This window comes from Microvirga sp. BSC39 (genome assembly GCF_000739015.1).
Classification (GTDB): domain Bacteria; phylum Pseudomonadota; class Alphaproteobacteria; order Rhizobiales; family Beijerinckiaceae; genus Microvirga.
Genome location: NZ_JPUG01000062.1, coordinates 388,786 through 408,885, shown reverse-complemented (window position 1 = coordinate 408,885; position 20,100 = coordinate 388,786). Strand labels below are relative to the sequence as shown.

The window sequence follows — 20,100 nt, the reverse complement described above, 5'->3', positions numbered from 1 at the left end:
CTGGGGAAACCGGGCGGAGCTTTCGCTCCGCCCGTGCCGGGATGTGGAGGGATCAGCCCGGCAGCAGAACGGTGTCGACCACGTGGATGACGCCGTTCGATTGCATCACGTCGGCAATGCTGACGGTGGACTTGCCGCCCTTCTTGTCGGTAATGGTGAGCGTGTTGCCGGACGGCGTGACGGTGAGCATCTCGCCCTGCACGGTCTTCAGCATGGCCTTGCCGCCGCCTTCCTTCACCTTTGCTGCGAGATCCTGCGCGGTCATCTTGCCGGCCACCACGTGATAGGTGAGCACGCCGGTGAGCTGGGACTTGTTCTCGGGCTTCAGCAGGGTGTCGACCGTGCCGGCGGGCAGCTTGGTGAAGGCGGCGTTGGTCGGTGCGAACACCGTGAACGGACCCTTGCCCTGCAGGGTCTCGACGAGGCCCGCAGCCTTCACGGCAGCCACGAGGGTCGTGTGATCCTTCGAGTTGACGGCATTCTCGACGATGTTCTTCGACGCATACATCGGGGCGCCGCCGACCGTCTTGGTCTGCTCCTGCGCCGTCACGGACAGCGTGAGAGCGGGAGCCGCAAGTGCGATGGCGGCCGTCATGCAGGCAATGCGAATGTTCATGGATCTGGTCCCTGAATTGGTTGGATTAAGGATCCCGGCCTGTTGCCGGAGACCGAAGGCTCAACCTTCAGGGCGGATACCCCGCATGGATGCGATTGGATGCGGGGTCGCGTTTTCGTGAAGAGAGAAAAGTTGTGGGTCAGGCGGTGAACGCCGTCGGACCCCTCAGGTAGGCCTCCATGCGGTCGATCTCGACCTCTTCTGCCGTCGCGAGGTGCGGTGCATCCTGCTTGATCTCAGCAACGGGCAGCTTATCGACGGCCGTGCTCTCTTGAAGAGCTTTGTGGAGGGCCTGCAGATGCTTGATCTGCTCATCGTCATCTGAACTCTCGGGCGGGTGGCGCGGAGCCATGGCATCCTCCTTCAGGATTATCCGAAAGTATTGGCGCGATCCGTGTCACAAATAGGGCGCCGTCACAGTGCCGTGGACGCCGTGCCCTTCATCACCACAGGTCCCGTGGGCAGGCCCGTGGGAGAGCCGGTGAGCGGCTCGACCGAGATCGCGAACAGTTGATTCGAGTGCGGCTGGGGCAGGTTTCTCGGGTCGAGCAGCACCGTCCTGGCCGTTTGCACGACGCCCACGGAGACCGGCGCCCCGTTCGGATCCGGGAAGGTCCAGACCTGAATGGAGTGATTGTGCGGAATCTCCATGTCGCCGAGCGGCGTGAGCTCGAGGCGCCCGTCCGCGAAGGTGCGCAGCACGGCGCCCGGCTGGTTGGTCTCGCTCATGAGAACCGCCACGAGGGTGGGCTGGCGGGTGGCTTTGTCGGCAAAGTAGCCCACGCCCAAGGCGAGCAGGAGCCCGGCCAGCGCGCCGGCCATGCCGAAGCCGCGCCAGAACACGAGGCTGTTCCAGAGGCCCTGCAGCAGGCCTGGCGACGTCGCCCGTCGCACGGGTGCCGCAGGCCTTGCGGCAGCTACAGCAGGTTGAGGTTCGAGGCCGGACTCGATCCGCCGCCACAGGGCATCGCTCGGGGCGACGTCGGCAGCCGTGTTGTCCCATTCCGTGAAGCGGGTGCGCCATTGCTGGACGAGAGCCTGGAAGGCTGCGTCGGACGTCATGAGACGCTCGGCCAGTCCGCGCTCCTCGCCCTCGAGGAGCCCGAGGACATGCTCGGCGGCGAGGCGATCCTGATCGTCGCGGGTCATGCCATGCACTCCCGCAGCGAGATCAGGGACCGGCGGATCCAGGACTTGATCGTGCCGAGCGGCACGCCGAGGCGGCCGGCGAGCTCGCCGTGGCTGAGGCCGTGGATATAGGCGAGCGTGATGGCCTGGCGGCGCGAGGGCTCCAGACGCTCCAGGCAGCGCTTGAGGCTTCCCGTATCGGACAGGCGCATCATGACGGTTTCGGCATTCTCCTCGTCGCTCGCGAGCCCCATGGGCTCGAAATCCTCGACCAGATCGGTGCGGGTCTCACCGCGCAGGATGTTGAGCGCCCGGTTGCGCAGGATCGCATAGAGCCAGGAGCGGGCATCGCCCCGGGCCGGATCGAAGCTGTCCGCCTTGCGCCAGACCTGGAGAAAGGTGTCGTGCACGGCTTCCTCGGCCAAGGCCCGTCGCCGCAGGAGGCGCATGGCGACTCCCAGCATCCGCGGCGCCTCGTTGTCATAGATCGCGCGCAAGGCCAGACGATCGCCCAGGGCGCATTGGCCGAGGGCGTGGTTCAGGTCCAAGGCCGGGGAGGCCATCTCCCCCAGCGCAGCCTTCACGCGAGAACTCCGTTTCCACTTGGCTAAGATACACCCGGACCCTGCCGTTGGATGCAGGCGGTCCGAGAAATATTCACGTCCCCTGCATCCATAGAGGATCCCGGCGGGTATGCGCAATGTCGGTCGCTCAGGACCGGCGGTTTCAGCCGGAGGATTATCATGAAGTTCACACCCTTGGCCGCGGCTCTCATCGGGTCGTCACTCGTGGCAGGCGCGGCTCACGCGCAGAGCGTGGCGGCGCTTGTGGGAGACGACATGATCGCCATCGTGGATGTGGCGGGCAAGAAGGTCGAGCGTTCGATGAAGGTCTCGGGCCTCTCCGGCGCGCTTGTCGGCATCGATGTGCGCCCAGCCGACGGCATGCTCTATGGCGTTGTGGCGGATGGCACCGTGGTGACGATCGATCCGGCCACGGGCAAGGCCTCCATGAAGTCCAAGCTCGACACCATGCTCGCGCCCGGCACCATGGCGACGGTCGATTTCAACCCGGTGGCGGACCGGCTGCGGATCATCGGCTCGGACGGCATGAACCTGCGCGCCAATGTGGATGACGGCAAGGTCACCAAGGACGGCCAGCTGAAGTTTGCCGACGCCGACATGCACAAGGGCAAGATGCCGAAAGTTGTGGCCGGCGCCTACACCAATTCCATGAAGGGCGCGAAGGAGACGGTGCTCTACGACATCGAGGCGAGCGGCGTGCTTGTCAGGCAGGTGCCGCCCAACGACGGCGTTCTGAACTCGGTCGGCATGCTGGGCATGGAAGCCGGCACCGCGGCCTTCGACATCGTGTCCAGCGATGCCACCAACGAAGGCTGGCTCATGAGCGGCAAGTCGCTCTACAAGGTCGACCTGGCGACCGGCAAGACATCGGAAGTCGGGACGATTGCGGGCGTGGACGGGACCGTGCGCGACATCGCGGCGATGCCGAAAGCCATGTAGTCCGGCAGCGGCGCGCCAGCGATCGTTGGCGCGCCCGCTCGCTCAGGCGCAGCTGCGGCCCATAGCGTTGAGGCCTTCGTCGAGCAGGTCCGCGAGGTTCGGGATGCCGATGAGCCAGTCGGCGGTCGAAGCGGAGCTTGCCTCGTCGCGCTCCCGGGCAAGGCGCACGGCGGCGCCCCATTCCTCGGGCTCCATGTCGCCGCGGCCGATATAGACCAGGGCGATCAGGTCGGCGCGCTCGTCGTCGTTGAGGCCGGCGATCACGTCGCGCACCTCGTCCTCGGTCGCGTCGTCCGGCGAGGCGGTCAGCGCGTCGATGCTGCCGTCGTCGGTGGGATTCGAGCCCGAGGCCGGATCGGTGATGCCCTCTTTGACGTCGATGGCCCTGGCCCGGAGAATGAGTTCGCAAACCTTGTCGAGCGCGATATCCATAGAATTCCTCTTGAGAAGCCCTCTTGGGACGATGTCCTGTTCACTGGCTGACAGGGAAACCCGGAAGACGGCATTCGGTTCAGCCCAGGTTCGCACGGCCCCGAATCCCTCAGCCCAGCCTCCGCTCGGTCTAGGCCCGTGTTGGCGTTGAACGCGCTCTGCGCGTAAGGTGGACGAGGCTGGGGAAACGACATGCGCCGATTTCTTGCTTTGTGGCTGGCAGGGCTGCTCCTTGCCGCCGTTCCCGTACACGACTCCCCGGGGCAGAGTGCCCGCCGGGCCGATCCCCTCCAGCTGGCCCCGCAGCGTCCAGGGCAGACCGACGTCTATGTCCTGTCCTTCGGTCTCTGGGGGCCGCAGAGCGTGTTCGAGAGCGAGGCCAAGGGCGCGGCCCGCATTCTCGAGCAGCAGCTCGGCGCGAAAGGGCGCTCCATCGTCCGCTTCAACACCAAGCGCCGGGCCGGCGCGACGCCGCAGACCCTGCTGGCCGCCGCCGAGGCCGCGGGCCGGACGCTCGATCCCGCCGAGGACATCGTGGTGCTCGTCCTGACCTCCCACGGGGCCCCGGAGGGCATCGGCCTCGTGGCCGGACGCGATACCCGTCTCGTCACGCCGGGCGACGTGAGGGGCTTGCTCGAGAGAACCAGGGCGCAGCACCGGGTGGTGATCGTCTCGGCCTGCTACTCGGGCGTTTTCGCCAAAGCGCTCGCCGATGAGCGCACCCTCGTCATCACGGCCGCTGCGGCCGACAAGCCGTCCTTCGGCTGCCAGGACGGGGCGACCTGGACCTATTTCGGCGATGCCTTCTTCAACAAGGCCCTCAGGCGTGAGCCGCGCCTGGATGCGGCTTTCGAGACGGCGCGCGGCCTCGTCACGCAGCGGGAGAGGCGGGAGGGCTTCGACCCATCCAATCCGCAGATCGCCGGCGGCTCTCAGGTGTTGCAGCGTTTGTATAATCGTTAGGATTGCTGCCGTGCGGCCAGCGCGCCGATGCGGGCAACCCAGCGCTCGATCCGCCGCCTGTTGACGCCGAAATCCGAGCGGCCGATCTGGCTGCGCGAATAAAGAGCGAGGGTCGATGCATCCTGGCCCCGGTCGAACACCTGCACGACCACGGTATCGGGATAGCGCATCAGCCGCGTGCGCACGAGGTAGCGGTCCTGCTCCTGGCCTCTGTCGAGAAGACGCGTGCCGGGCTCTGCCAGGACGACGTCGGAGACGATGCCGCGGAGGCGATCCTTGGGGACGGGAAAGACCGGGGACTCCGCATCGGGCTGTGCCTGAGGGCAGATGTCGGCTGAGCAGATCAGGGCATCGTTGGGCGTGGAGCGGCGCTTGAGGGTGGCGAACTCCACGGGCCCCAGGTCGGGCGAGCCGAACAGGCCCTGCCACGTCCGCTCCAATCCCGTTTCCCAGCCGCGCCACAAGCCATAGCCGAGGCCAACGCTCACGAGTCCGATTGCCACAGCCTTCTTGCGCATGTTCCGCCTGTTCTCAACCGTCCGCTTGACAGCCCAGCTGAGAAGCATAGGGCAGAGCCCGCCTCCCTCCTAGCCATTCCCCGAAAGTCCGATGAGCCCGCACACCGCCCCCATCCTGCTGCTGATCGCCTCGAACGTGTTCATGACCTTCGCGTGGTATGGGCATCTGAAGTTCAAGACCTCGCCTCTGTGGATCGCCGTGATGGCCAGCTGGGGCATCGCCTTCGTCGAATACTGGTTTGCCGTACCGGCCAACCGGATCGGTTCCGCCGTCTATTCGGCCGCCGAGCTGAAGACCATGCAGGAGGTCATCACCCTGGTGGTCTTTGCGGGCTTCTCGGTGCTCTACCTGAAGGAGCCGCTCGGCTGGAACCACCTGATCGGCTTCTGCCTGATCGCCGGAGGGGCTGCGTTCATCTTCCAGGGGCGGTGAGATCCGCATGAGCGCAGGATATTCCGGCACGCCGCTTCCGAAGAAGCTCGGACTGAAAGATGGGCAGAAGGCGGCCTTTATCGGGCTGCCCGAGAACCTCCTATGGCTGGCGGACAGTGCCGTCTTTGAGGAGCGGGCGGTGAAGCCCTCACTCACCGAAGACCTGCCGGCCCCGCTCGACGTGATTCACCTGTTCACGGTGCAGAGCAATGGGCTCGATCACGCGCTCGAGTTTCTGCGAGGCCGGATCATGCGCAATGGCATGATCTGGATCTCCTGGCCGAAGAAGAGCTCCAAGGTCCCGACCGACGTGACGGAGGACGTGATCCGGGCCGCAGCGCTTGCGCAGGGCCTCGTCGACGTGAAAGTCTGCGCCGTCGACGAGACATGGTCTGGCCTGAAACTCGTTATTCCCAAGGCCCTGCGCTAGGGGCCCAAGCGCCGGCCTCAGGTGGCTGGCTTCATGCGCAGGATGCGGCCGTTGCGGGAATCCGTCAGCAGGTAGACGAAACCGTCCGGTCCCTGGCGCACGTCGCGGATGCGCTCGCCGAGCTGCTGCAGCATGCGCTCCTCGCCCGTCACCCGGTTGCCGTTGGTCTCCAGCCGCGAGACGAGCTTGCCGGCAAGCGCCCCGACCAGAACGCTGCCGCGCCAGGCCGGGAACTTGTCGCCCGTGTAGAACGCCATGCCGGACGGGGCGATGGACGGGTCCCAGTAATAGACCGGCTGCTCCAGGCCCGTCTTCTTGGTGCCCTCGCCGATCTTCGCGCCCGAGTAGTCGACCCCGTAGGAGATGACGGGCCAGCCGTAGTTCTTGCCCTTCTGCGGAATGTTCACCTCGTCGCCGCCGCGCGCGCCGTGCTCGACGGTCCAAAGCTCACCCGTGGTCGGGTGGAGGGCCGCCGATTGCAGGTTGCGGTGACCGATGGACCAGATCTCCGGCCGCGCATCCTCGCGGTTCAGGAACGGGTTGCCCGGGGCAGCGGAGCCGTCAGGCTTGATATGGACGATCTTGCCGATGTGGTTGGCCGGGTTCTGAGCCTGATTGCGCAGGTCGAAGCGGTCTCCGAGCGTCACGAAGAGGTTGCCATCCCGGTCGAACACCAGGCGCGAGCCCCAGTGATTGTTGCCGGTGTGAGAGGGCTCCTGGCGGAAGATGACGTTCAGGGATTCCAGCGCTCGTCCGTTGTCGCTGAGGCGGGCGCGCGCCACGCTCGTGCCGGCCCGTCCCTCGCCGCGATCCTCGGCAAAGCTCAGGTAAACGAGCCGGTTCTGGGCGAAGCTGGGGTCGAGGGCCACGTCGAGAAGCCCGGCCTGTCCGCGCACGGCGATCCGCGGGAGGCCTTCGATCGGCTCCGACAGAGAGCCGTTGGCCTCGACGATGCGCAGGCGTCCGGCGCGCTCGGTCACGAGCATGCGGTTGTCGGGCAGGAAGGCGAGGCCCCATGGGTTCTGGAGATCGCGGGCGACCGTCTCGACGATCACCTCCACCTTATCGGTGCGGAAGCGCTGGGTGTCCTGGGCCAGGGCGGGGGGGAGGGCGCCGAGGGTCAGGACGCAGGCCAGGGCAATACGAAGCTTAAGCATACATCTCTCCGTCGATCCGATGCCGGAGAGCTAAACTCTTGCAGCAGGGCGTCAACCGTGCCGTCGTTCACTCACGCGTTATCGCGGAGAATGGACGTGGATGGTTTTCGTGTCCTGGGCGGAGAGCGTCTGTGTAGTTGCCATGACGGAGAGCGTCGCCAGGCCCATCAGCATGATCAGGGCGAGGGAGCAGCGGCTTTCCTGACGCCGGTCGAGACGCTGGGCGCGGGACGACACGTGGCAGGTGTTTTTGGCTTGGAAGGTTTTCATCGGTTCTTCCCCTAGCAACCGAAGGACGATCACAGGAGGAAAACTTGTTTGATTCAAGAAAGTTCCAAGGTGCGGCGAAAGTGCTGCTTACGGACTCTTGGCTAAGTCTTTGTTAACTAATTGTTAACCATTGTGGCAAGCCATCAGGCCTCCCTCCGACGCACAACGACGGACTTAGGCGGAGCGTTCCGTGGGGCCGTGAAAGACGGCTTCGATGTTGTGACCGTCGGGGTCGAAGGCAAAGGCCGCGTAGTAGCCGGGGTGATAGGAGCGCTCTCCGGGGCCGCCGTTGTCGCGCCCGCCAGCGCTGAGGGCAGCCGCGTGAAAGGCATGAACGCTTTCACGGTCCTTGGCCTGAAACGCGAGATGGACCCGTGAGACCGGGCCCACTGCCTTGTCGACCCACAATTCGTCGCAGGCAAAATGCTCCGGGCTCTCGGATGTGAAGTCGCGCCCGATGGCCTGCAGGACCGCGCGATAAAAGCGCCGGCTCGCTTCGAGGTCGGAGACGCGCAGGTGGATGTGGTCGATCAGGCGGCCTTGGTGGCGTTGCATGCCGGTCTCTTTCGGCTGTCATCCCGGGGCTGCGGAGCAGAACCCGGGATCGTATGACGATAATAATTCCTCATCCTGCTCGCGATCCCGGATCGGCTCTCGCCGTCCGGGATGACGTCGGTGAAAGCCTCACTCAGCCTTGATGCCGGCGGTCTTGATGATCTCGGCCCAGGTCTGGATCTCCTTTTCGAGATACGGCCTGAAGGCTTCCGGATCGCGCACGTTCAGGGTGAAGCCGATCTTGGTGATCCGCTCCTTCACGTCGGGCTTGTTGAGGATCGCGATGATCGTGCCCGACAGCTTGTCGAGGATGGGCTTGGGCGTGTTCACCGGGGCGAAGAAGGCGGCCCAGGATTCCGCGTCGGCGTTGGTGATGCCCTGCTCGCGCAGGGTGGGCACGTCCGGCGCCTGCGGGTTGCGCTGCGGGCTGGCGATGCCGATGGCGCGCATCTGCCCGGCCTGGAACTGCGAGAGCACGCTGGGCAGGGTCGAGTTCGACACGTCGATGCGGCCGGCCATGAGCTCGGTCACCAGGGGAGCCGCGCCCCGGAAGGGCACATGGGTCATCTTGGTGCCCGTGCGGGTCATGAACAGCTCGGTGGCCAGATGCGAGCCTGAGCCCACGCCGGTCGAGCCGTAATTCAGCTTGCCCGGATCCTTCTTGGCGAGTTCCACCAGCTCGGGGACCGTCTTCACGGGCAGGTCGTTCTTGACCACGAACACATGCTCGAAGGCGCCGGCGCCGGCGAGCGGCGCGAAGTCCTTCACGGCGTCGTAGCCCGGCTCCTTCAGCAGGAACATGTTGTTCCCGTGGGTCTGGTTGTTGCCGAACACGATGGTGTAGCCGTCGGGCTCCGCCTTGGCGACCGACCGGGTGCCGACCGCGCCCGAGGCGCCGGCGAGGTTCTCCACCAGCACGTTCTGGCCGAGCTCCTTGCCCATCTCCTCCGCGACGATGCGGGCGATGACGTCGGTGGGTCCGCCGGCCGGATAGGGCACCACCATCTTGACGACGCGGGTGGGGAAGTCCTGCGCGGAGGCTGCGGTGGCGAAGAGGGCGGCGCCGGCGAAAAGGCCGAGCGCAAGGCGGCGGGTGACGGATTGGGTCATCGGAAAAGGCGTCTCCTCGAAATCCCGTCTGGGAAGGGTTGTTTTTCCTGGCTGTTTTGCTTGCTTGGACGGCTTGACCGCTTTACGGTCCGCCGCCGTCACGGTCCCTTTTTAACGCCCCCCTCGGAGGATTCCCATGGGCTTTTTGTCTGACGCCCTTTCCCGCATCAAGCCGTCTGCCACCATCGTCATCACGCAGAAGGCGCGGGATCTGAAAGCCCAGGGGCGGGACGTGATCAGCCTCTCCGTCGGCGAGCCGGATTTCGACACGCCCGACAACATCAAGGAAGCGGCCATCGCGGCCATCCGCCGGGGCGAGACCAAGTACACGCCCGTGTCCGGCATCGTGCCGCTTCGCGAGGCGATCTCCCGCAAGTTCAAGCGCGAGAACGGCCTCGACTACAAGCCCTCGCAGACCATCGTGTCCACCGGCGGCAAGCACGTGATCTACAACGCACTGCTCGCCACCCTGAACCCGGGCGACGAGGTCATCATTCCCGCACCCTACTGGGTGTCCTATCCTGAGATGGTGGTGCTGTGCGGCGGCAAGCCCGTGTTCGTGGATTGCACCATGGAGCACAATTTCAAGCTCCAGCCCGAGCCGCTCGAGCGTGCCATCACGCCGAAGACGAAGTGGATCATCCTCAACTCGCCGTCGAACCCGACGGGTGCTGCGTATTCGCGCGCCGAGATGAAGGCGATCACCGACGTGCTGATGCGCCATCCGCATGTGTGGGTGCTCACCGACGACATGTACGAGCACCTGACCTACGGCGATTTCGAGTTCGTGACTCCCGCGCAGGTGGAGCCCAATCTCTACGAGCGCACGCTCACCATGAACGGCGTGTCGAAGGCCTATGCCATGACCGGCTGGCGCATCGGCTATGCGGGCGGTCCTGAGCATCTCATCAAGGCCATGGATTTCGTGCAGGGCCAGCAGACATCGGGCACGAGCGCGATCTCGCAATGGGCAGCCGTCGAGGCGCTCGATGGGCCGCAGGATCACCTGCCGCGATTCAAGAAGGCTTTCGAAGAGCGCCGCGACCTCGTGGTCTCCATGCTCAACCAGGCGAAGGGTCTGAAGTGCCCGATGCCGGAAGGCGCGTTCTACGTCTATCCGTCCTGCGCCGAGGCCATCGGCAAGACCGCGCCCTCGGGCAAGGTGCTGGAGACGGACGAGGACTTCGTGTCCGAGTTGCTGGAAGCCGAGGGCGTCGCCGCCGTGCACGGCTCGTCCTTCGGGCTGGGCCCGAACTTCCGCATCTCCTACGCCACGTCCAATGCGGCGCTTGAGGATGCCTGCAATCGCATCCAGCGCTTCTGCGGATCGTTGCGCTGATGATCCTGCCGCGGACATTCAACCCGGATCCCGCGGCACAGCCCTACCGGGCCAATCCCGCCTCCACGCACCGCGTGAAGTTCGACGCCCGCGTCGACTTCACCAACGGCGGCTATGTGGAGGCGAAGGACTTCCTGCTCGACATCGAGGGCGACAGCATCAACCCTGAGCGCCTCGCCGAGATGATCGTCTCGGCCATGAACCTTCTGCGCGCAGGCCCCGTGACCATCACGGCCATGCGCGTGGTGCGAAGGGGTGAGCATCAGGACGCTGCTCCGGCTCACTGACCCGATGGAGCCAACGGGCATCGGCTCTTCTCGCCTCCAGGATCATCCCACAAAACCTCTTGCCAACTCAGCATCACAGGCAGAGCATCATCCTCAACGCGTCCTGAACAAGAGCGCGCCAACAGCGGGGGCAGGGAGGATGAAATCCTATGGCACCCAACGGCAGACCAGCTGCGGGCCCACGATGCATCGCGATCGTCGGCCCGTTTCAGAGCGGCAAGACCACACTCCTTGAGGCCATCCTGGAGCGGACCGGAACCATCTCGCGGGCAGGCCGCGTGGCAACGAAGGACAGCGTGGGCGATGCGAGCGCCGAGGCCCGCGCCCATGCCATGAGCATCGAGCCCAATGTGGCCACGGTGAATTTCCTGGGCGAGAACCTGACCTTCGTCGATTGCCCCGGCTCCACGGAATTCCTGCACGAAATGCGCAACATCACGCCGGTCTGCGACGCGGCCATCGTCGTGTGCGAGGCGGATGAGCGTAAGGTCCCGGCCCTCGAAGTCATCCTGCGGGAGCTCGAGGAAGCCGACATTCCACGCTTCCTGTTCATCAACAAGATCGATGCGGCCACCCAGCGCATCCGCGACACGCTTGCGCTGCTGCAGCAGGCCTCGCGCACGCCGCTGCTCCTGCGCCAGATCCCGCTCTGGAAGGACGGCATCGCCATCGGCTTCATCGACCTGGCGCTTGAACGCGCCTTCATCTACCGCGAGCACGCGCCGAGCGAAGTGGTGGACCTGCCCGAGGGCGAGCTACCGCGGGAGAAGGAGGCGCGCTTCGCCATGCTGGAGCGCCTGGCCGACTACGACGACGCGCTCATGGAGGAGCTGATCTCGGAGATCGAGCCGCCGCGTGACCAGATCTTCGACGATCTTTCCAAGGAGCTGCGGGAGAGGCACGTGGTGCCGGCGCTCATCGGCTCGGCCGAGCGCGGCAACGGCATCACCCGGCTCCTCAAGGCGCTGCGCCACGAGGCGCCCACCCTGGCCGAGACCCGGGCACGCCTCGGGTTTTCCGAAGAAGGGCAGCCTCTGGCTCAGACTCTGAAGACCCTGCACCAGGGCCAGGGCGGCAAGCTCTCCATCGCCCGCGTGATGCGCGGCACCTTCCACGAGGGCGATACGGTGGTGGGCTCCCGCGGCGGCGAGGCGCGGATCGGCAGCCTCCTGACGATGATCGGCACCACCACCACACGCAAGGCGGAGGCACTGGCCGGCGATACGGTCGGTTTCGGCCGGCTGGAGGGTATCGCCACGGGCGACAGCTTTGCGACCGGCAAGGCAAGGCCCGAGGCCATCCTGTCCGTTGCGCCGCCGGAGCCCGTTTACGCAGTGGCCCTCAAGGTCAAGGACCGCAAGGACGATGTGCGCCTCTCGAGCGCGCTCGCCAAGATCACCGAGGAGGACCCGTCGCTGGTGATCGAAACCCGACCCGAAATGGGCGAGATCCGGCTTCACGGCCAGGGGGAGATGCACCTGCGGGTGGCAGTCGAAAAGCTCGCCTCGCGCTTCCAGGTGGGCGTCGAGACCGCCAAGCCCAGGGTAGCCTATTGCGAGACGATCAAGCTGCCGGCAGCCGCAAGGGGTCGCCATCGCAAGCAGACCGGCGGCCATGGCCAGTTCGGCGATGTGATGATCGAAATCAAGCCGCTGCCCCGGGGCGAGGGCTTCGCCTTCCAGGACCAGATCACCGGCGGCGTGGTGCCGCGCCAGTACATCCCGTCCGTGGAGACCGGGGTGCGGGACGCGCTCAAGTGCGGTCCCCTCGGCTTTCCCGTGGTGGATCTCGCGGTGAGCCTGACGGACGGCTCGTATCATACGGTGGATTCCTCCGATGCTGCCTTCCAGGCCGCCGCCAAACTGGCCCTGGCGGAGGCTCTGCCGAAGGCCAAGCCCGTGCTGTTGGAGCCTGTTCTGTCGGTGGAGATCACGATCCCGTCCGAGGCGCTGTCCAAGGCCACGGCCCTGGTGACCGGCCGGCGCGGGCAGATCCTCGGCTATGACGAGCGGCCCGGATGGACCGGGTGGCAGGTCCTGAGCGCGACGATCCCGGAATCGGAGATCGGCGACCTCATCGTGGAGCTGCGCTCGGCGACGGCCGGGGTAGGGACCTTCTCGACCCGGTTCGACCACATGGCCGAACTCAGCGGACGCCCCGCCGACATGGTGCTGCAGAAGGCCCATTGAGCTCTCTCGACCTGAACGATCTCTGTAGATCGTTCAGGTCTAAACTATTCCCATCGACAAAAGGACTCTTCCGCGCCAAGTTAAGCTTGATGGAGACGCCATCTCCCATGAAGCAAACCTCGCCCCGAAGCGGAGGACGACAATGAACGCCACGAACCCGGCGCCTGCCACCGCAGGCGCTCAGCATTCTCCTGCCCGCCCCTGGCTCAAATCCTATCCCGCAAGCGTTCCGCCCGTGATCGACGAGGCCAGGATCGGCACGATCAACGACATCTTCCGCGATGCCCTCGCCAAGTTCCCGAACCGGCCGGCCGCCGAGAGCTTCGGCAAGCGCGTGACCTATGCCGCAATCGGGCGCGACGCGGACGCGGTGGCCTCCTGGCTCCAAGGTCAGGGGCTGAAGAAGGGCGACCGGGTCGCCATCATGCTGCCGAACGTCATGGCCTTCCCGGCCATCCTGTTCGGGATCCTGCTGGCCGGCGGCACGGTGGTGAACGTCAACCCGCTCTACACCCAGCGCGAGCTGACCTACCAGCTCAACGATTCCGGTGCCCGCTTCCTGTTCGTGCTGGAAAACTTCGGCACGACGGTCGAGGAGTCGCTGCCGCAGATCAAGCTGGATCGGGTGGTCGTCGTGACGCCGGGCGATCTGCTCGGCCTGAAGGGCGCGATCATCAATCTCGTGTCGCGCCGCGTGAAGAAGGCCGTGAAGCCGTTCAGCCTGCCGCAGGCGGTGACCTTCAAGGCCGTGATCGCTGCGGGGGCGCGGACAAAGCCGCAGCCGGTCGCTGTCTCGCCGGATGACGTGGCCTTCCTGCAGTATACGGGAGGCACGACCGGCGTCCCGAAGGGGGCGACGCTCCTCCACCGCAACGTGGTGGCCAACGTGCTGCAATGCGAAGCCTGGATGCTGCCCTTCTTCGGGACGCGCGAGGATCATCTCATGGTCACCGCGCTGCCGCTCTACCACATCTTCGCCCTCACGGTCTGCGGGCTCCTGATGGCGAAGATCGGCGGCTGCCAGCTGCTGATCGCCAACCCGCGCGACATCCCGGGCTTCGTCAAAACGCTGCAGAAGAGCCGCATCACGCTCATGTCCGGCCTCAACACCCTCTACAATGCCCTGGCGCATGCGCCGGGGATCGAGAAGGTGGATTTCTCCCAGATGGTCTTTGCCGTCTCGGGCGGCATGGCCACCCAGGAGGCCGTGGCCAAGAAGTGGAAGGACATCACCGGGCAACCCATCGTCGAAGGATACGGTCTCTCGGAGACGTCGCCGGTCGTGTGCGCCAACCGGCTCGACATCGCGGACTTCACCGGCACGATCGGATATCCCCTGCCGTCAACGGATGTGACCATCCGCGATGGCGACGGCAACGTCCTTCCCGATGGGGAGCGCGGCGAATTGTGCGTGAAGGGTCCGCAGGTTATGGCGGGCTACTGGCAGAGGCCGGACGAGACCGCGAAGGTCATGACGGCGGACGGATGGTTCCGCACCGGAGACGTGGCGGTCATCCTGCCCGACGGTCAGATCAAGATCGTGGACCGCATGAAGGATATGGTCCTCGTGTCGGGCTTCAACGTCTATCCGAACGAGGTCGAGGATGTGCTCGCCAATCATCCGGGTGTGATGGAATCGGCCGTGATCGGCCTGCCGGACGAGCAATCGGGTGAGGCGGTGGTGGCCTACGTGGTCCGCAAGGATCCGAACCTCACGGCCGATGAGCTGCGCCAGTTCTGCCGCGAGGCTCTGACCGGCTACAAGGTGCCCCGCCGGATCGAGTTCCGCGACACGTTGCCGAAGACGAACGTAGGCAAGGTCCTGCGCCGTGCGCTCAAGGAGGAGGCGGAGCAGTCTCACGTCCGCTGGAGCTGACGTCGACCAGCGCATCGTGAGGAAAGGTGGAGGCCGGTTTTCCGCCCGAACCGATGCGCTGCTCTAGACCTTAAAAAGAAAAAAGCCGGGCCAAAGGCCCGGCAAAAGTAGAGGTCCGACAAAGAAGTCAAAACCTTCCAGAGGGAACGGCCGACACGGCAGCGCCGGGAGGAAGAAAGCACTGCCGCGTTGAAATCAGCCACCGCTCATATCGACTGCATCCTGCCTCTTTGCAATGCAGCATGCCTCATGAAAGGGCTGCAAATAACGCATGGCTTCCGTCACATGGGTGACAAAGTCCGGCGAGCCATCGAGCTTGGCTTCGGGTTCAGGCCTAGAGCATCGTGCGGACGCAGCGGGCTGCGCTAGCGAAAAGTGGATCCGGTTTTCCGCGAAGAACGATGCTCTCATCTATGAAGACGCATCGGATGAGGCCCAAAAGTGCAAAGCCACTTTTGGGCCTCATCCGATGCATTAGAACGTCCAGCGCTGAGCCTTGGAGATCAGGAAGTCGCGGAAGGCCTGGACGCGCGCGACGGAGCGCATCTCCTCGGCATAGACCAGATAGCTGTCGAGGGAGGGCATCTCCACGTCGCGCAGGATCTGGACCAGATCCGGGTTGCCCACCACGGCATAATCCGGCAGCACGGCGATGCCGGCGCCGGTCTCGACGGCAAGCTTCAGGGCCGTGATGTTGTTGACCACGTAATGATACTGGCGCGGCTCGCGCCCTTCGCGTCCGGCCGTGGCAAGCCAGTGCACGGCCATCAGATACGACGGCTGGTGGCCGCCGAAGGACACGATCCGGTGCTCGTCCAGATCCTCCAGGGTCTTGGGCTCGCCGAACCGCTTGATGTAGTCGGCCGAGGCATAGACGTGGAAGTGGATCGTGAAGAGGCGGCGCTGGATCAGGTCGGGCTGAGCCGGGCGCCGCAGGCGGATGGCCACGTCCGCCTCGCGCATGGCGAGATCCAGCTCCTCGTTGGACAGGATCAGCTCGACGCGGACATCTGGGTAGAGGTCGAGAAATTCCGCGATGCGCTGCGCGAGCCAGATCGACCCGAGGCCGACCGTGGTCGTCACCTTCAACTCGCCCGAGGGGCGCTCGCTGGTCTCGACGAGGCGCGCCTTGGTGGTCTCAAGCCGCATGCGCATGTCGCGGGCGGCGCGGAACAGCAGGTCGCCCTGCTCGGTGAGGATCAGGCCCCTCGCATGGCGGTGGAACAGCGGGGCCTTCAGCTCCCGCTCCAGCGCACTGATCTGGCGGCTGACGGCTGACTGGCTCAGGCCCAGATCGTCACCGGCCCGCGTGAAGCTGCCCGCTTCGGCGACGGTGTAGAAAATCCGGATCTTGTCCCAGTCCACGGCATTCCCCTCAAGCATCGGACCCAAAAGTGGATTTGCATTTTTGGGATCGGATCCGATGCTTCCTTTTTGGATAAGAGCATCGTTGATGCGGAAAACCGGATCCACTTTTCCGCACGATGCTCTAGGCCTCACATGCTCCAGACGCAAGGCAGCCTTTATCTCTTATGAGCCGCGAGCCCGACGCAACAGGAAATCGGCCTGAAGACTAACCAGTTGTTAACAAATCCTATTCGGCGGCTTCCTGGGTTGCCTCAAGGGCCGCCAGATAACGCTCCGCATCGAGAGCCGCCATGCAGCCCATGCCTGCCGACGTGACGGCCTGACGGTAGATGTCATCCGTCACGTCGCCGGCAGCGAAGACGCCCGGGATATTGGTGTCCGTCGAGCCCGGCTTCGTCACCAGATAACCGCCGGACTTCATGTCGAGCTGTCCCACGAATAGTTCCGTCGAAGGCTTGTGGCCGATGGCGATGAACACGCCGTCGGTCTTGAAGTCCGAGGCCTCGCCCGAGACGAGGTTCTTCAGCCGCAGATGGGTGACCGAGGAGGGGTTCTCCGAGCCGCAGATCTCCTCGACGGCGGAGTTCCAGATCACCTCGATCTTGGGGTGCTTGAACAGGCGGTCCTGCAGAATGCGCTCGGCGCGCAAGCTGTCCCGGCGATGGACGAGGGTCACTTTGGACGCGAGGTTCGCGAGGTACAGCGCCTCCTCGACGGCGGTATTGCCGCCGCCCACGACAACCACTTCCTTGCCTCGGTAGAAGAACCCGTCGCAGGTGGCGCAGGCGGAGACGCCGAAGCCCTGGAACTGGCCCTCCGACGGCAGGCCCAGCCACTTGGCCTGGGCGCCGGTGGCGACGATGAGCGCATCGCAGGTGTAGGTGTCGCCGGAATCGCCCTCAAGGCGGAAGGGGCGCTGCTTCAGGTCTACCTTGGTGATGTGATCGGAGACCATCTTGGTGCCCACATGCTCGGCCTGCAGGCGCATCTGCTCCATGAGCCAGGGGCCCTGGATCACGTCGGCGAAGCCCGGGTAGTTCTCCACGTCCGTGGTGATCATGAGCTGCCCGCCGGGCTGGAAGCCGGAGATCATCACGGGTTCGAGCAGGGCGCGCGCCGCATAGATCGCCGCCGTGTAGCCGGCCGGCCCCGAGCCGATGATGATGAGCTTGGCGTGAGAATGGGCCATCAGGGGGTCTCCAGTGGAAAGGCGATGTCCGGCAGGCCGAGAGCGCGGCGGTGGCGGCCGAAGCCTTCAGCGATCGCCTTCGCGACCTTGGGTGTTGAATTTAAGGGTTCGTAGGGCTGTCCTTCAAGACGGCCTTTGAGGGGATGCACAACTCCATGGCTTTTAAGCCCTTTCATGTAAACATCCAGTTTCGGGTGGCCGCCGGAGGGCTCGAAAACCAGGATCGGCCGTCCCGTCGCGGCGGCCTCGCCGATCATGTTGAAGGAATCCGCCGTCGCGACGATGAAGTCGGCCAGCGCCAGCAGGTCCACATAGGGGTTCTCGCCGGTCCCATCCCAGAAGAAGCCGCCATGCCTGGATGTGATGGCAATCAAAGCGTCCCGCAAGGCAGTAGGGGTGCGGCGGGAGGCCGTGACCATCAGCCCCGCTCCAGCCTCGGCGACGGACGTCAGATGCTCCACCAGGCGGGCGATGTTCTCTTCCGTGAAGCGGTGATGCCGGCTGTTCCCTCCGGCGAGGACGGCCACCCGAGGGTAGGGCAGAAGGGCGAGGCGCGGATCGGGTCGCGCACGGGCGGCCTCGATCCGCTGCGCGGAGACCCTGTGGGGCGGGGTGAGGGTGGTGAGGACGTTCGGTCCCCTCAAGTGGTCGTAGCTCGGCGACCAGATGAAGTCGGCGGTCTGTGGCCCGGTGCGGGGATCCTTGAGGAACACCGTGAAGGTGCGCCCGCCGGACACCCGCTTCACATGGCGCAGATAGGCCACGGCCCGGCGGCCGGAGGCGATCAGAAGGTCGGGGAAGGGCGGGGCGAGGGGGCTGCCGGGAGCGCCCGGCCGTTCGCGCGGATCCACAGGTCCCCAGGGCATAAGCCACGTGAAGGGGGGCTTCGGCTTGACCCTGCGAACCTCCGGCGCCACGCCCAGCGCCTCGGCCACGCTCAACGCCTGCATCTCGTCCCCGGCCTTGCCGTCCGTTAGCACCCAGGTGATGAGGCCAGTCTCGTCGCGCAACATTCGATCAATGAGCCTGTGGAGTTCATGGAGTTCGTTGCGACTTAATCGCCCGTCCTCCTTGTGCGGATCCCTTATACGGTCTAGTCAGCCAAGACGAGATTTTTTGACCTGATACTGCATGATTCAAGCGCTTGGCCGATATCGCCCGCCCGGATCATGCCTACGGAGTTACCGTGCGCGGACGCCTCGATTCCATCGACTGGGCCATTCTGAAAGAACTGCAGGCCGACGGCAGCATCACCAATGTGGAACTCGCCCGCCGGGTCGGGCTGTCGGCTCCCCCATGCCTGCGCCGCGTGCGGGCCCTGGAGAGCGCCGGCATCATTAAGGCCTACCGGGCGATCCTCGACCCGAAGAACTTAGGCTTCGAGATCGTCTGCTTCGCCATGGTGCAGCTCGACGTCCAGGGCAAGAAGGAGCTCAGGGAGTTCGAGCAGCGGGTGAAGGACTGGGCCATGGTCCGCGAGTGCTGGACGCTCTCGGGCGACATCGACTTCATCATGAAATGCGTGGCCCCGAACCTCGCCTCGTTCCAGGGGCTGGTCTCCGAACTCACCAGCCTGCCGAACGTGCGCAACGTCCGCACGGCCCTGACCCTCGACCTGGTCAAGGACGAGCCGCTGGTGCCGATCGAGGATGTGGCGGCCGTCGAAGGCTAAATCGGCCGAGACTTAGATCTGCCGCCTGAGCCAGCGAACCCAATGCTGCGTCACGGCGACGGTGCGGCCCTGCTCGTTGGGGTTGACGGTGCTCGCATGGGCGTCGAGGACGGCCAGCATCGGGTGGCGTGCGAAGATCTCGCCACGGCGGCCGACGGCCAGGGCCTCGCCCTCGACCGCGTCATGTCCTCCGCCTCCACCCCCGCGCCAGCGGAAGCCGCCGCCCCCGCCGGGAAAGGCCGTGAGTGTGACGCTGGTCAGCCGCACCACGAGCCGGGGGGCACGCGGATCAGTGCGGTCGGCAAAGGAGCGCCGCAGCTCGTCGAGAGCGACGGAACCCACGAAATCGGCGTAAGGCCCGAGGCCCTTGGCCTTCAGGACGCTCACATCCACGGCAAAAGACGAGAATCCTTGAGGGAAGCTCTGCGCCTGAGCCGGCATGGCAAAGCCTGCGCCGGCGAGGCCGGCACAGGCGAGGGCTTTCAGAATGGAGCGGCGGGAGAGAGGGGACATCATCGGATTTCTCACTGTTGAAGCCCCCTTCTTCGCATCAGGCGCCGAACTGGACGCCGACAACCTCGTAGGACTTGCCGCCGCCGGGGGTCGAGACCTCCACCGTGTCGCCGATGGTCTTGCCCATCAGGGCGCGGGCGATGGGGGAGGCAACCGAGACACGGCCCGAGCGCACGTCGGCTTCGGGCTCGCCCACGATCTGATAGGTTTTCTCTTCCTCGGTGTCCTCGTCGACGAGCTTCACCGTCGCGCCGAATTTGATCCGGTCGCCCGAGAGCTTCGTGATGTCGATGACCTCGGCGCGGGAGATCAGGCTCTCCAGCTCAAGGACGCGTCCTTCGTTGAGGGATTGGGCTTCCTTGGCGGCGTGGTATTCGGCGTTTTCCGACAGGTCGCCAAGCGCGCGGGCTTCCGCGATCGCCTGGATGATCCGGGGGCGTTCCACCTGCTGCCGGTGCTTGAGCTCTTCCTCGAGCGCCGCAAAACCCTTGATCGTCAGAGGGACCTTGTCCATCGTTTGTCTCGTCCAAAA

24 protein-coding genes are annotated in these 20,100 nt (G+C 65.3%); 9 read left to right on the top strand and 15 right to left on the bottom strand.

Annotation, left to right across the window (positions count from 1 at the left end):
* Nucleotides 1-52 precede the first annotated feature (52 nt).
* The 4 genes from MA07_RS13090 to MA07_RS13075 all read right to left on the bottom strand — a co-directional run bounded on the left by MA07_RS13090 (nt 53) and on the right by MA07_RS13075 (nt 2,328).
* Nucleotides 53-616, bottom strand: coding sequence for a fasciclin domain-containing protein (locus MA07_RS13090; RefSeq protein ID WP_036351167.1), 564 nt, complete (start codon nt 614-616; stop codon nt 53-55).
* 139 nt (nt 617-755) lie between these two features.
* Nucleotides 756-968 (bottom strand): hypothetical protein, encoded by a 213-nt coding sequence (locus MA07_RS13085; protein ID WP_036351166.1) that lies wholly within the window; start codon nt 966-968, stop codon nt 756-758.
* Between the two features lie 62 nt (nt 969-1,030).
* A complete protein-coding gene (locus MA07_RS13080; protein WP_036351165.1) occupies nt 1,031-1,765 on the bottom strand; it encodes an anti-sigma factor in 735 nt (244 codons plus the stop codon).
* Complete coding sequence (locus MA07_RS13075) at nt 1,762-2,328, bottom strand: sigma-70 family RNA polymerase sigma factor (protein WP_348270405.1); 567 nt, start codon at nt 2,326-2,328, stop codon at nt 1,762-1,764. Before MA07_RS13075 ends, MA07_RS13080 begins: the two co-directional genes overlap by 4 nt.
* A 159-nt stretch (nt 2,329-2,487) precedes the next feature.
* Here MA07_RS13075 and MA07_RS13070 point away from each other — a divergent pair, with 159 nt between their 5' ends.
* Entirely contained in the window at nt 2,488-3,267 is a 780-nt protein-coding gene (locus MA07_RS13070; protein WP_036351164.1) for a DUF4394 domain-containing protein, read from the top strand.
* Nucleotides 3,268-3,309: 42 nt separating this feature from the next.
* On the opposite strand, the gene MA07_RS13065 is transcribed toward MA07_RS13070, so the two are convergent.
* Entirely contained in the window at nt 3,310-3,699 is a 390-nt protein-coding gene (locus MA07_RS13065; protein ID WP_036351163.1) for a DUF3775 domain-containing protein, read from the bottom strand.
* A gap of 192 nt (nt 3,700-3,891) precedes the next feature.
* Between MA07_RS13065 and MA07_RS13060 the strand changes: the two genes are divergently transcribed.
* On the top strand, nt 3,892-4,662 hold the full coding sequence (locus MA07_RS13060) for a C13 family peptidase (RefSeq protein WP_052003131.1): 771 nt from the start codon (nt 3,892-3,894) through the stop codon (nt 4,660-4,662).
* Here the strand turns inward: MA07_RS13060 and MA07_RS13055 are convergent.
* Complete coding sequence (locus MA07_RS13055) at nt 4,659-5,180, bottom strand: DUF1499 domain-containing protein (RefSeq protein WP_036351392.1); 522 nt, start codon at nt 5,178-5,180, stop codon at nt 4,659-4,661. The two genes, MA07_RS13060 and MA07_RS13055, sit on opposite strands and share 4 nt — an antisense overlap.
* A gap of 91 nt (nt 5,181-5,271) precedes the next feature.
* Between MA07_RS13055 and MA07_RS13050 the strand changes: the two genes are divergently transcribed.
* Nucleotides 5,272-5,613 (top strand): DMT family protein, encoded by a 342-nt coding sequence (locus MA07_RS13050; protein WP_036351162.1) that lies wholly within the window; start codon nt 5,272-5,274, stop codon nt 5,611-5,613.
* Nucleotides 5,614-5,620: 7 nt separating this feature from the next.
* Entirely contained in the window at nt 5,621-6,043 is a 423-nt protein-coding gene (locus MA07_RS13045; RefSeq protein ID WP_036351160.1) for a DUF3052 family protein, read from the top strand.
* A gap of 17 nt (nt 6,044-6,060) precedes the next feature.
* Here MA07_RS13045 and MA07_RS13040 read toward each other — a convergent pair whose 3' ends face one another.
* From MA07_RS13040 to MA07_RS13025, 4 genes are all read right to left on the bottom strand, one after another.
* Nucleotides 6,061-7,200: a PQQ-dependent sugar dehydrogenase gene (locus MA07_RS13040; protein WP_036351158.1), complete on the bottom strand. Its 1,140-nt coding sequence runs from the start codon at nt 7,198-7,200 to the stop codon at nt 6,061-6,063.
* A 78-nt stretch (nt 7,201-7,278) separates the two neighbouring features.
* Nucleotides 7,279-7,470 (bottom strand): hypothetical protein, encoded by a 192-nt coding sequence (locus MA07_RS13035; RefSeq protein WP_036351156.1) that lies wholly within the window; start codon nt 7,468-7,470, stop codon nt 7,279-7,281.
* Between the two features lie 174 nt (nt 7,471-7,644).
* On the bottom strand, nt 7,645-8,025 hold the full coding sequence (locus MA07_RS13030) for a VOC family protein (RefSeq protein ID WP_036351154.1): 381 nt from the start codon (nt 8,023-8,025) through the stop codon (nt 7,645-7,647).
* A gap of 129 nt (nt 8,026-8,154) precedes the next feature.
* Nucleotides 8,155-9,135 (bottom strand): tripartite tricarboxylate transporter substrate binding protein, encoded by a 981-nt coding sequence (locus MA07_RS13025; protein WP_036351152.1) that lies wholly within the window; start codon nt 9,133-9,135, stop codon nt 8,155-8,157.
* Between the two features lie 136 nt (nt 9,136-9,271).
* Here MA07_RS13025 and MA07_RS13020 point away from each other — a divergent pair, with 136 nt between their 5' ends.
* The 4 genes from MA07_RS13020 (at nt 9,272) to MA07_RS13005 (ending at nt 14,826) form a co-directional block, all read left to right on the top strand.
* Complete coding sequence (locus MA07_RS13020) at nt 9,272-10,474, top strand: pyridoxal phosphate-dependent aminotransferase (RefSeq protein WP_036351150.1); 1,203 nt, start codon at nt 9,272-9,274, stop codon at nt 10,472-10,474.
* On the top strand, nt 10,474-10,761 hold the full coding sequence (locus MA07_RS13015; RefSeq protein ID WP_052003129.1) for a hypothetical protein: 288 nt from the start codon (nt 10,474-10,476) through the stop codon (nt 10,759-10,761). The genes MA07_RS13020 and MA07_RS13015 overlap by 1 nt, the downstream gene beginning before the upstream one ends.
* A gap of 149 nt (nt 10,762-10,910) precedes the next feature.
* A complete protein-coding gene (locus MA07_RS13010) occupies nt 10,911-12,950 on the top strand; it encodes an elongation factor G (RefSeq protein WP_036351149.1) in 2,040 nt (679 codons plus the stop codon).
* A 142-nt stretch (nt 12,951-13,092) separates the two neighbouring features.
* A complete protein-coding gene (locus MA07_RS13005; RefSeq protein WP_036351147.1) occupies nt 13,093-14,826 on the top strand; it encodes an AMP-binding protein in 1,734 nt (577 codons plus the stop codon).
* Nucleotides 14,827-15,300: 474 nt separating this feature from the next.
* Here the strand turns inward: MA07_RS13005 and MA07_RS13000 are convergent, their stop codons facing one another.
* The 3 genes from MA07_RS13000 to MA07_RS12990 all read right to left on the bottom strand — a co-directional run bounded on the left by MA07_RS13000 (nt 15,301) and on the right by MA07_RS12990 (nt 18,396).
* On the bottom strand, nt 15,301-16,191 hold the full coding sequence (locus MA07_RS13000) for a LysR family transcriptional regulator (RefSeq protein WP_036351388.1): 891 nt from the start codon (nt 16,189-16,191) through the stop codon (nt 15,301-15,303).
* A 229-nt stretch (nt 16,192-16,420) separates the two neighbouring features.
* On the bottom strand, nt 16,421-17,383 hold the full coding sequence (gene trxB, locus MA07_RS12995; protein ID WP_036351145.1) for a thioredoxin-disulfide reductase: 963 nt from the start codon (nt 17,381-17,383) through the stop codon (nt 16,421-16,423).
* Complete coding sequence (locus tag MA07_RS12990; RefSeq protein ID WP_036351143.1) at nt 17,383-18,396, bottom strand: mitochondrial fission ELM1 family protein; 1,014 nt, start codon at nt 18,394-18,396, stop codon at nt 17,383-17,385. The genes trxB and MA07_RS12990 overlap by 1 nt, the downstream gene beginning before the upstream one ends.
* A gap of 173 nt (nt 18,397-18,569) precedes the next feature.
* Here MA07_RS12990 and MA07_RS12985 point away from each other — a divergent pair, with 173 nt between their 5' ends.
* The gene (locus MA07_RS12985) at nt 18,570-19,055 is read left to right on the top strand and encodes an Lrp/AsnC family transcriptional regulator (protein WP_036351387.1); all 486 of its coding nucleotides are present in this window, start codon (nt 18,570-18,572) and stop codon (nt 19,053-19,055) included.
* Between the two features lie 12 nt (nt 19,056-19,067).
* On the opposite strand, the gene MA07_RS12980 is transcribed toward MA07_RS12985, so the two are convergent.
* Both MA07_RS12980 and greA read right to left on the bottom strand, forming a co-directional pair.
* The gene (locus MA07_RS12980; RefSeq protein ID WP_081928943.1) at nt 19,068-19,571 is read right to left on the bottom strand and encodes a twin-arginine translocation signal domain-containing protein; all 504 of its coding nucleotides are present in this window, start codon (nt 19,569-19,571) and stop codon (nt 19,068-19,070) included.
* Between the two features lie 34 nt (nt 19,572-19,605).
* Complete coding sequence (gene greA, locus MA07_RS12975; RefSeq protein ID WP_036351141.1) at nt 19,606-20,082, bottom strand: transcription elongation factor GreA; 477 nt, start codon at nt 20,080-20,082, stop codon at nt 19,606-19,608.
* Nucleotides 20,083-20,100 lie beyond the last annotated feature (18 nt).

What these genes read in the sequence shown, in the direction of transcription:
- MA07_RS13090 (WP_036351167.1), bottom strand. Translation starts at nt 616, where the DNA reads ATGAACATTCGCATTGCCTGCATGACGGCCGCCATCGCACTTGCGGCT.
- MA07_RS13085 (WP_036351166.1), bottom strand. Translation starts at nt 968, where the DNA reads ATGGCTCCGCGCCACCCGCCCGAGAGTTCAGATGACGATGAGCAGATC.
- MA07_RS13080 (WP_036351165.1), bottom strand. Translation starts at nt 1,765, where the DNA reads ATGACCCGCGACGATCAGGATCGCCTCGCCGCCGAGCATGTCCTCGGG.
- MA07_RS13070 (WP_036351164.1), top strand. Translation starts at nt 2,488, where the DNA reads ATGAAGTTCACACCCTTGGCCGCGGCTCTCATCGGGTCGTCACTCGTG.
- MA07_RS13065 (WP_036351163.1), bottom strand. Translation starts at nt 3,699, where the DNA reads ATGGATATCGCGCTCGACAAGGTTTGCGAACTCATTCTCCGGGCCAGG.
- MA07_RS13060 (WP_052003131.1), top strand. Translation starts at nt 3,892, where the DNA reads ATGCGCCGATTTCTTGCTTTGTGGCTGGCAGGGCTGCTCCTTGCCGCC.
- MA07_RS13055 (WP_036351392.1), bottom strand. Translation starts at nt 5,180, where the DNA reads ATGCGCAAGAAGGCTGTGGCAATCGGACTCGTGAGCGTTGGCCTCGGC.
- MA07_RS13050 (WP_036351162.1), top strand. Translation starts at nt 5,272, where the DNA reads ATGAGCCCGCACACCGCCCCCATCCTGCTGCTGATCGCCTCGAACGTG.
- MA07_RS13045 (WP_036351160.1), top strand. Translation starts at nt 5,621, where the DNA reads ATGAGCGCAGGATATTCCGGCACGCCGCTTCCGAAGAAGCTCGGACTG.
- MA07_RS13040 (WP_036351158.1), bottom strand. Translation starts at nt 7,200, where the DNA reads ATGCTTAAGCTTCGTATTGCCCTGGCCTGCGTCCTGACCCTCGGCGCC.
- MA07_RS13035 (WP_036351156.1), bottom strand. Translation starts at nt 7,470, where the DNA reads ATGAAAACCTTCCAAGCCAAAAACACCTGCCACGTGTCGTCCCGCGCC.
- MA07_RS13030 (WP_036351154.1), bottom strand. Translation starts at nt 8,025, where the DNA reads ATGCAACGCCACCAAGGCCGCCTGATCGACCACATCCACCTGCGCGTC.
- MA07_RS13025 (WP_036351152.1), bottom strand. Translation starts at nt 9,135, where the DNA reads ATGACCCAATCCGTCACCCGCCGCCTTGCGCTCGGCCTTTTCGCCGGC.
- MA07_RS13020 (WP_036351150.1), top strand. Translation starts at nt 9,272, where the DNA reads ATGGGCTTTTTGTCTGACGCCCTTTCCCGCATCAAGCCGTCTGCCACC.
- MA07_RS13015 (WP_052003129.1), top strand. Translation starts at nt 10,474, where the DNA reads ATGATCCTGCCGCGGACATTCAACCCGGATCCCGCGGCACAGCCCTAC.
- MA07_RS13010 (WP_036351149.1), top strand. Translation starts at nt 10,911, where the DNA reads ATGGCACCCAACGGCAGACCAGCTGCGGGCCCACGATGCATCGCGATC.
- MA07_RS13005 (WP_036351147.1), top strand. Translation starts at nt 13,093, where the DNA reads ATGAACGCCACGAACCCGGCGCCTGCCACCGCAGGCGCTCAGCATTCT.
- trxB (WP_036351145.1), bottom strand. Translation starts at nt 17,383, where the DNA reads ATGGCCCATTCTCACGCCAAGCTCATCATCATCGGCTCGGGGCCGGCC.
- MA07_RS12990 (WP_036351143.1), bottom strand. Translation starts at nt 18,396, where the DNA reads ATGTTGCGCGACGAGACTGGCCTCATCACCTGGGTGCTAACGGACGGC.
- MA07_RS12980 (WP_081928943.1), bottom strand. Translation starts at nt 19,571, where the DNA reads ATGATGTCCCCTCTCTCCCGCCGCTCCATTCTGAAAGCCCTCGCCTGT.
- greA (WP_036351141.1), bottom strand. Translation starts at nt 20,082, where the DNA reads ATGGACAAGGTCCCTCTGACGATCAAGGGTTTTGCGGCGCTCGAGGAA.